The organism is Pontiella sp. (genome assembly GCF_041622395.1).
Taxonomy (GTDB): Bacteria; Verrucomicrobiota; Kiritimatiellia; order Kiritimatiellales; family Pontiellaceae; genus Pontiella.
This window is the reverse complement of record NZ_JBFJYW010000178.1, coordinates 1-8,219: the sequence shown is the minus strand read 5'-3', so window position 1 is coordinate 8,219 and position 8,219 is coordinate 1. Positions and strand designations below refer to the sequence as shown.

The window sequence follows — 8,219 nt, the reverse complement described above, 5'->3', positions numbered from 1 at the left end:
CATGGGCGAGTTCATGAGCTATATCCCGCAGACCCTCATCATCACCCTATCCTCCTCGCTCTTCGTTGCGCTGGTGATCAACCCCGCGATTTGCTCGGTGCTGATCAAGCGCGGCAAACGCAACTTCGACGACGACCGGACGGAACACCATCCGTTTGTCCGCTCCTACGAAGCATTGCTTCGCAGCGCCTTGAACCACCGCGGGGCCCTGCTGTTCATCAGCGTGTTGTTCCTCGTTTTCAGTTCCCAGCTCTACGGCCGCTTCGGCAAGGGCGTAACGCTCTTCGTCGACACCGAACCGCGCGCCGCCCAGATCGAAGTCCGCTACCCCGAAGGCACCGCCATCGAGAAAACCGATGCCATCATGCGCCGCGTGGAGGCCTCCATCCGCGATCTCGACGACATCGAGTTCATCCTCGCCACCACGGGCCAAGGCGTGGGCAGCGGCTTTTCGGAGGGGAGCGGCGGCACCTACCTCGGCTCGATCTACATCAAGTTCGTCGATGAAAAGGAGCGCGCGGGAAAGACGTCCGAGCTGATCCAGCAGTTCCGCGATCGCATCGGCCAGATTCCCGGCGTCGAGATCAAGATCGACCAGTTCGAAGAGGGCCCGCCCCAACAGCCGCCGGTCAACATCGAAATCGCCGGGGAAGACCTGGAACAGCTCAACGATATCGCCACCGAGGTCGAGCGGCGCATCAGCACCGTTCCGGGACTGGTGGATTTGCGCTCGAACTATGAAAGCGCCCTGCCCGAGCTGCAGTTCATCGTCGACCGCAAGCGCGCCGGCGTGCTGGGGCTCGACACCGAGACGATCGGGTTTTTCCTGCGCACCGCGATCTATGGCACCGAATCGCCCCGCAAGTTCCGGGCGGGAGAGGACGAATTCGACATTACCGTCCGGCTGCCCCTCGCGTCCCGCGGGCAGTTCAACCTGCTCGACGAAATCTATATCCCGGTGCAAGATGCCGAACCCGTGCCGCTCTCGTCGCTTGGCCGGTTCGAATACACCTCCGGACGCGGCGTCATCCGCCGCAAGAACCAGAAGCGCGTCATCACCGTTTCCGGCAACAAGGATGGCCGGGAATCGAACGAGCTGCTCGCCGACGTCGTCCCGATCGTCGACTGCATCAAACTTCCCCCCGGCTATTCCATCGCATACACGGGCGACAAGGAAGACCAAGAGGAGTCGACCGCGTTTCTATCGAAGGCGTTCTTCCTGGCCCTGGCCGGGATCGTGGTGGTGCTGGTACTCCAGTTCAACTCGGTCATGTTGCCGTTCGTCATTCTGCTCTCCATCATCCTGTCGATCATCGGCGTGATGTGGGGGCTGTTGCTGACGCGCATGAATTTCAGCATCGTCATGACGGGCGTCGGCATCATCAGCCTGGCGGGGATCGTGGTGAACAACGCCATCGTGCTGGTGGATTGCATCAACCAGATGAAAGCCAAGGGGCTCGACACCCGCGAGGCGGTGGTACACGCCGGGCGGCTGCGGCTGCGCCCCGTCCTGCTGACCGCCATCACCACAATTCTCGGGCTGATCCCGATGGCGATCGGGTTGAGCTTCGACGTGCACACCTTCCGCTTCGCCACGGGCGGCGCAACCTCGGCCTGGTGGGCGCCGATGGCCATCGCGGTCATCTTCGGCCTGGCGGTCTCCACCCTGCTGACGCTGGTGCTGGTTCCGCTAATGTACAGTATGGCCGACTCCTTCGCCGCGTTTCTCAAGCGCCACATCGTGATCGGGAAAGACTAGGCTTGAATCGCGGCAGTCCCGATTCGGTGGCGGCGCGTCCAAGCCGCCGGAAACCGCCGCCCGCCTCCTCTAGTAAATTTTGCTACTTTTCTGGCATGCCGAGGCTTGCGTTTCACCATATGCCTGTATATGCTATGGCACTTCGGTCGAAATTCAAACGAGGATTACATTGTGGGAAAATTATCAGATAAGGACTGGAACGAGCTTAAGAAAAAACTGTCGGAAGACGGCCGATTGGAAAAGTTCGTGCTGGGGGAACCGGAACAGGAATACGTCACCTCCCGTGGCATGGATATCTTGCGCCTGCACGCGACCGATTTCGTCAACAAACGCCTCGCCCCCGCAAAACCGAAAAACGACGGGCGCCAGACCCCGACCAAAGGCCACCCGGTCTTCATCGCCCAGCACGCCTGCGGCTGCAACGACCGCACGGCCGTCGAACAATTTTTCGGCTACGAGAAGGGCCGCGAGCTCACCGGCGACGAAGTGGAGTTGATCGTCGATACGATTCTTCACTGGATCGAAGAGCATCTCGATACTTAACCCGCCCCGTCATCGCACTTGAAAAATCCACCACACGGTGGATTTTTTCTTTTTTCGCATCGAACCTTGGAATAATGTGTCCCGCTTATGGAACCAACCGTAATCAAGAGAGCCGACCACAACGTCAGCCGCAAAAACATCAGCTCCGCCGCCGTCAAGGTACTCTATCGCCTTAAGGACGAAGGCTATACCGCCTACCTGGCAGGAGGCGGGGTTCGGGATCTGCTGCTCAACCGCAACCCGAAGGACTTCGACGTCGCGACCAACGCCACCCCGGAGGAAATCCGCAGGATGTTCCGCAATTGCCGGCTGGTGGGCCGCCGCTTCCGGCTGGCGCACGTGCTGTTCCGCGGGGAAATCATCGAAACCTCGACCTTCCGGGCCCCGGTTCCGGACGATGCCGACGACACCATCCACGGCGAAAACACCTTCCGGGCGGACGACACGGGCATCGTGATGCGCGACAATATTTTCGGGACGCCGGAAGAGGACGCCATGCGGCGCGACTTCACGATCAACGCCCTCTTCTACAACATCGCGGACTTCAGCGTGATCGACTATGCGGGCGGACTCGATGACTTGGAAAAGCGGATGATCCGCGTTATCGGCGAACCCGACAAACGTTTTGCCGAAGACCCCGTGCGCATGATCCGCGCCGCGCGCTTTGCGGGAACCCTGGGCTTCGACATCGAAGAAAAGGCCTACGATTCGATCTGCCGCAACAAGGATTTGCTATCGCATGCCTCCCCGTCGCGCATGTACGAGGAGGTTCAGAAACTCTTCTTCTGCGGCCATGCCAAAGAGGTGTTCCAGTGGCTGGAGCGGACCGACCTGCTGCACCCGATGTTCCACGATTTTTCACACTGGATCGACGAAGACAAGAAGCGGCACGACTGGGTCTTCCAGACCCTCGAACAGATGGACCGCTGGCGGCAGGCCGGACTACGGGTCCACCCCGCCCTGCTTTTCGCCCTGATCTTCGGCGAATACCACGAACACCTGACCCAGCAACTCGTCAACGGGGGCCAAGCGCCGCAAGACGCCGCCCGCAACGCCGTGCACGGCCACCTCAAGGCCATGTGCGAAAACGTGCGCGTTCCCAAAAACGTTATTTACCAGGTGTCGGACATCATGGTCAACCAGCCGCGCTTCGAGCGGACCAAGGGCAGAAAACCGCAGCGCTTCATGCAGAGCCGCGGTTTCCTGGATGCCTTCCTCTACTTCAAGTTTGCCTCCAAGGCGCACCATCGCCACGAGCAAGAGCTCGAATTCTGGTCGGATATCCGCCGGGCGAAGGCTTGAGCCGAAACTCGCCCGTCTTCAAGGCCGCGGCGAAGCGCCTAGCCCCCGGACTTTTTGACGGTGTATCCCATGGATTGGAGCTCGGCGACGAGTAGATCGCGGAAGTCGCCTTGGATTTCGATGGTACGGCCTTTGACCGTTCCACCCGTACCGCACTTTTGCTTGAGCGTTTTGGCGAGATCCTTGAGCCCCTCGGGATGCAACGGGACGCCCGCAACCACGGTCATCCCCTTGCCCTTGCGCCCTTTGGTTTCGCGGCCGACACGCACGATGCCGTCGCCCTTGGGCGCGGCCTGCGGTTTCTTTTCGGGCTTGATCCGCCCCTTGTCGGTGGAAAAAACGATGTCCAAATCATCGAAGCCGTTCATTGTTCGTCCTCATGCGTTCATTTAGACCGGATGGCAGGAGGAGATGCCGCTCCTGTCATCGAGCCGGAATCAAACCAAGCGAACGCCCTCTTCCTCAATGGCAATCAGGCGTTTCTTGTATAGCGCGCCAATGGCGTTCTTATAGGTCTTCTTGCTCACGCCGAACAACGCGTTGATCTGCTCCGGCGGCGTCTTGGCCGTGACCGGGATGAACCCCTCGTTTGCCTTGAGGCAATCCAGGATCTGGTCGGTCAGAAGGGTAACCTTCTCATAGCCGGGCTTCTGCAGGGAGAGATCGATCCGCCCATCGGGGCGTACATTCTTGATGTAGCCCTTGAGCTTTTGGCCCCGCTCAAGCGCCTGGAACACCTCGTTGTGGAACACCATGCCCCACCGCTCGTTGTTGATGATGAACTTGTAGCCCAGGTCGCTCTTCTGCCAGGCGATCAGATCCACCTCTTCCCCGTTCTTGTAGAAGCGCCGGGAGGAGGCGAGATATTTATCGAGCTTGGACGATCCCACGATGCGCCCGCTGGCTTTGTCGAAATAGATATAGACCAGATACGATTCGCCTTTGCGCATTTTGATCCGCTGCTCGCGGAACGGCACAAAGAGGTCCTTTGGCAGCCCCCACTCCATGAAGGCGCCGATCGGCGTATTCTCCTTGCAGCGCAGCAGAACAAACTCCCCGACCTGGCCCTTGGCCCGTTCGGTCGTGCAGGTGAGGCGATCCTCCGAATCGAGGAAGACAAACACCTCGATTTTGTCGCCGGGTTTCCACGCCTTGGAAACATAGCGCTTGGGCATCAGGATTTCGCCCAGCTGCAACCCATCGAAGATCAGTCCGAAATCAGAGTTTCGGGAAACCGCCAGCCGATTGAGCTTCCCCACTTCAACCATTGTTCCGTCTCCGGGGGTTCGAGCGGCGACTCTGGACCCGGCTCGGCCGCTGGCCCTTGCGGGTGCTCTTGGGCTTGCCATCGGCGCCCACGGTCACCTTGCCGCGCTGTTGGCGGACCTTCGGGCCGGGCTTGGCATCATCGCCCGTTGCATTCATCGATCTTTCGGAATGGAGACTATGCTTCAGGTCGACCGGGATCTCGAATCGGACCAGCTTTTCAACGGCGCGCAGATAGTCGCGCTCCTGGGCACTGCAAAACGAAATGGCGTCGCCTTCCGCCCCGGCCCGGGCCGTTCTGCCGATCCGGTGCACATAGGTTTCGGGTTCCACGGGCATATCGAAGTTGATGACGTGCGAGATTTCCTTCACGTCGATGCCGCGCGCGGCGATATCGGTCGCCACCAGCGCACGCACCTTGCCCACCCTGAAGTCGGCCAAAGCCTGCGTGCGGGCCGACTGGCTCTTGTTGCCATGAATGGCCGCGGCCGCAATGCCGACGCCCTCGAGCTTGCGGGCAACCTTGTTGGCCACATGCTTCATCTGGGTGAAGATGATCACCTTGTCGAGCTTCTTGCTGGCCATCAGTTGCATGATCAGCTCTTCTTTGCTGTTTTTATCGACGAACATCACCTTCTGGGTAATGCGTTCGACGGCGGGTTTTTCCGGCTCGATGGCGACTTGGGCGGGGTTGGTCACCAGCGACTCGGCCAATTGCTTCACCTTCGGTTCCATGGTGGCGGAAAAGAAGAGCGACTGCCGCTTGGCGGGCAGCTTTGCAATGACCTTCTTGATATCGTTGATAAAGCCCATGTCGAGCATGCGGTCGGCTTCGTCGAGCACGAAGATTTCGATACTGGAGAGATCGACGCAGCGCTGGTTCATCAGGTCCAGCAGGCGGCCCGGAGTGGCGACCAGGATATGGACCCCGCGACGGATCGCCTTGACCTGCGGATTCTGCCCCACGCCACCGAAAATCACGGTATGGGTCGTTTTGGTGTGCTTGCCGTATTTACTGATACTCTCACCGATCTGGGCGGCGAGCTCGCGGGTCGGAGCCAGCACCAGCACGGCGGGCTTGTCCTTAACCGGGCCCGTTTTGCGATTCGCGAGATATTGAAGGATCGGCAGGGTAAAGGCGGCCGTTTTTCCGGTGCCGGTCTGGGCGCAGCCGATCATGTCGCGGCCTTCCAGCAAAGGAGGGATGGCCTGTTCTTGGATGGGGGATGGTGTGTGGTAGCCTGCTTCGGCAACAGCTTGTCCGATTTCGGGACGCAATTGGCCGAAGACGCCCCGAAGGTCGTTTTCTTTCTTCATATGTTTTTCCTATCCGGCGAATAAATATTTTTCTGCTCGCCGCCGGTGGAGTGAAGAAAAAAAGGACGTTGCCCAAATGGCGGTCCATGAATGAGTGCGGGTTTCTACAGGCAGAACCCGCCGGAGTCAAGCCCTCATCCCAACGGCCTTGCATGAGGCTGGCGCCCATTCGTCCATCGTCTCCATTCAGGCGAGCCCTGGCCGACTGGAAAGCAGAGCCCCGCCCCCTTCTGATCCGGGGAATTGGCCGATCAACGAACGTCCAAGACTCCACATGCGGGACGTCTTGTTTAAAAACCGTTTTTATCGGGAGGATATTGACCGAAAAAAAACAAACCGATAGCTTCCCCGGAGTTTTCAAAAAAAGGTCCCAGATTATTTCATGAAGAATATGCTTCGAATACTTGTTTCCCTCATGGCCGCCGCCACAACCGGGCTTGCGCAGGATACCGTTGTGCTTAAAAACGGCGATGTGCTTTCGGGAAAAATCCTGCAACAAGACGCCCAGCATGTTTTCTTGCGCTCCAGCGCGTTTGGATCCGTGAGCCTCAGCACCCGGGATATTGCCAAGATCCAGATTCGAACCGAAGAACTCGGGGAGATACAGGTTCCTGCCGATGCACTGGAAGAATCCTCCGTGGAAGCGGAAGACCATGCATCCCCGGAACCGGAGAACGATGCATCCCCGGACGGCGAAGCGCCGCCATCGCGCAACCCCGAAGCCAAGTCCTTCGCACGCAACGAACCCCCGGGGCCGCCGGACGAGGACACATCCCGGGAAAAGAAACGCTGGAGCGGCGAAGCCGCATTGTCGTTTGCCATGCGCCAAAGCACCACCTCGAACCAAAGCGGAGTGATCAAGGAAGAGGAGTTCGAAACCTACCTGCTCAACGGTAAATTGAAGTGGAAGGGCGACCGCAACAACGTGGACTGGAACTGCACCTACCGCTACAGCGAAAGCGACCTGAAAAAATACGACGACTTCCTGAACCTCACCCAACAATACAAGCACTCGTTCGAGAACGATAATTATTTCGCCTCCGCCAAGACCGTCTACCAGCGCGACTACCGCCGGCAAATCGAAGACGAATATCTCCAAACCGCCGAGTTCGGAATCAAGTGGGTCTCCCATGCCCAGTTCCAACTCACGACTTCGGCCGGCGGCGGCTACCACATGTACGACCGGCTGATCGATGACGACACCGAAACCCTCTCCATCGAGGAACCGAAATTCATCTTCGACGAATCCTTGCGGTGGCAGCTGATCAACACGCTGACCTTCATCCAGAAATACACCCACCTCGGCGACCTTGAAAACTACCACTCGGTTTTTTCCGCCGGGCTCGAAAACAAGCTGGTTAAAGACCTGTTTCTTCAGATCGAATACCGGCTGGACCGCGACACCGAGGTGTATTACGACGACAAAGGCTACTACGACCGGGCCGTGCTCACCAAACTGCTCTACAAGTTTTAGCCTAAATCCGACATTGGAACCTCTGATACCCCCAGATGGGAGACAAAGAAGTCTCTGTCCCGAATGGCACTCGATAAAGGATTGTAGGGCGTAAATGGTTGAGTCTGCGAGACCTTCCCGCCTCTGTCGCGCAGTTCATCCACAACCGCAAACTGCATTTCAGCCCAGAAAGCTGCGGCGGGACGCGAAGCGAGGTCGGTGAATGCGACCCAACGTCTTCAACCGTTCCCTCCCTACAATTGCTAAACGACCTTACGTCTCTGTCCCGCTCACCCGCCGGAGTAAGTGACTGTGCGGCAGTTCCCGTTCTGGAATCCCGTTGCCCTGCTCCGGGAAACGCCATTCCCATGGAATCTGTCCAGCGCGCACCGCGTGATGCAACGGCCCCGGAAAAACCCGCACAACAGGACCGACCACCAACAAAAAAGGCCGCGCTGGGAGAGCGCGGCCTTTGCGTTGAAACGGTATTCCTGCGGAGAACTACATCGACTTGCTGAAGGTCAGGCTACTGACCCCGGCGGCGGCACACGCATCCATCACATCGATAATGCGGCGGTG

Annotated in this window: 8 protein-coding genes; 5 read left to right on the top strand and 3 right to left on the bottom strand. The window is 58.8% G+C overall.

Annotated features, from left to right (window positions below; translation table 11 throughout):
* The 3 genes from ABYO54_RS10905 to pcnB form a co-directional block, all read left to right on the top strand.
* Positions 1–1,759, top strand: a 1,759-nt coding sequence (locus ABYO54_RS10905; protein ID WP_372808280.1) for an efflux RND transporter permease subunit, incomplete at its 5' end; no start/stop codon positions are given.
* A gap of 171 nt (positions 1,760–1,930) precedes the next feature.
* A complete protein-coding gene (locus ABYO54_RS10900; RefSeq protein WP_372808279.1) occupies positions 1,931–2,302 on the top strand; it encodes a DUF4186 family protein in 372 nt (123 codons plus the stop codon).
* An 87-nt stretch (positions 2,303–2,389) separates the two neighbouring features.
* The gene (gene pcnB / locus ABYO54_RS10895) at positions 2,390–3,604 is read left to right on the top strand and encodes a polynucleotide adenylyltransferase PcnB (protein WP_372808278.1); all 1,215 of its coding nucleotides are present in this window, start codon (positions 2,390–2,392) and stop codon (positions 3,602–3,604) included.
* A 38-nt stretch (positions 3,605–3,642) separates the two neighbouring features.
* Here the strand turns inward: pcnB and yciH are convergent, their stop codons facing one another.
* The 3 genes from yciH to ABYO54_RS10880 form a co-directional block, all read right to left on the bottom strand.
* Positions 3,643–3,972, bottom strand: a complete 330-nt coding sequence (gene yciH, locus ABYO54_RS10890; RefSeq protein ID WP_372808277.1) for a stress response translation initiation inhibitor YciH — start codon at positions 3,970–3,972, stop codon at positions 3,643–3,645.
* A gap of 69 nt (positions 3,973–4,041) precedes the next feature.
* A complete protein-coding gene (locus ABYO54_RS10885; RefSeq protein ID WP_372808276.1) occupies positions 4,042–4,872 on the bottom strand; it encodes a S1 RNA-binding domain-containing protein in 831 nt (276 codons plus the stop codon).
* Positions 4,865–6,187 (bottom strand): DEAD/DEAH box helicase, encoded by a 1,323-nt coding sequence (locus ABYO54_RS10880; RefSeq protein WP_372808275.1) that lies wholly within the window; start codon positions 6,185–6,187, stop codon positions 4,865–4,867. Before ABYO54_RS10880 ends, ABYO54_RS10885 begins: the two co-directional genes overlap by 8 nt.
* 382 nt (positions 6,188–6,569) lie before the next feature.
* Between ABYO54_RS10880 and ABYO54_RS10875 the strand changes: the two genes are divergently transcribed.
* Together ABYO54_RS10875 and ABYO54_RS10870 are read left to right on the top strand one after the other, a co-directional pair.
* Positions 6,570–7,661: a DUF481 domain-containing protein gene (locus ABYO54_RS10875; RefSeq protein ID WP_372808274.1), complete on the top strand. Its 1,092-nt coding sequence runs from the start codon at positions 6,570–6,572 to the stop codon at positions 7,659–7,661.
* 291 nt (positions 7,662–7,952) lie between these two features.
* Positions 7,953–8,219 (top strand): hypothetical protein (locus ABYO54_RS10870; RefSeq protein WP_372808273.1); only part of this gene is annotated, 267 nt, incomplete at its 3' end.

What these genes read in the sequence shown, in the direction of transcription:
- ABYO54_RS10875 (WP_372808274.1), top strand. Translation starts at nt 6,570, where the DNA reads ATGAAGAATATGCTTCGAATACTTGTTTCCCTCATGGCCGCCGCCACA.
- ABYO54_RS10880 (WP_372808275.1), bottom strand. Translation starts at nt 6,187, where the DNA reads ATGAAGAAAGAAAACGACCTTCGGGGCGTCTTCGGCCAATTGCGTCCC.
- yciH (WP_372808277.1), bottom strand. Translation starts at nt 3,972, where the DNA reads ATGAACGGCTTCGATGATTTGGACATCGTTTTTTCCACCGACAAGGGG.
- ABYO54_RS10885 (WP_372808276.1), bottom strand. Translation starts at nt 4,872, where the DNA reads ATGGTTGAAGTGGGGAAGCTCAATCGGCTGGCGGTTTCCCGAAACTCT.
- pcnB (WP_372808278.1), top strand. Translation starts at nt 2,390, where the DNA reads ATGGAACCAACCGTAATCAAGAGAGCCGACCACAACGTCAGCCGCAAA.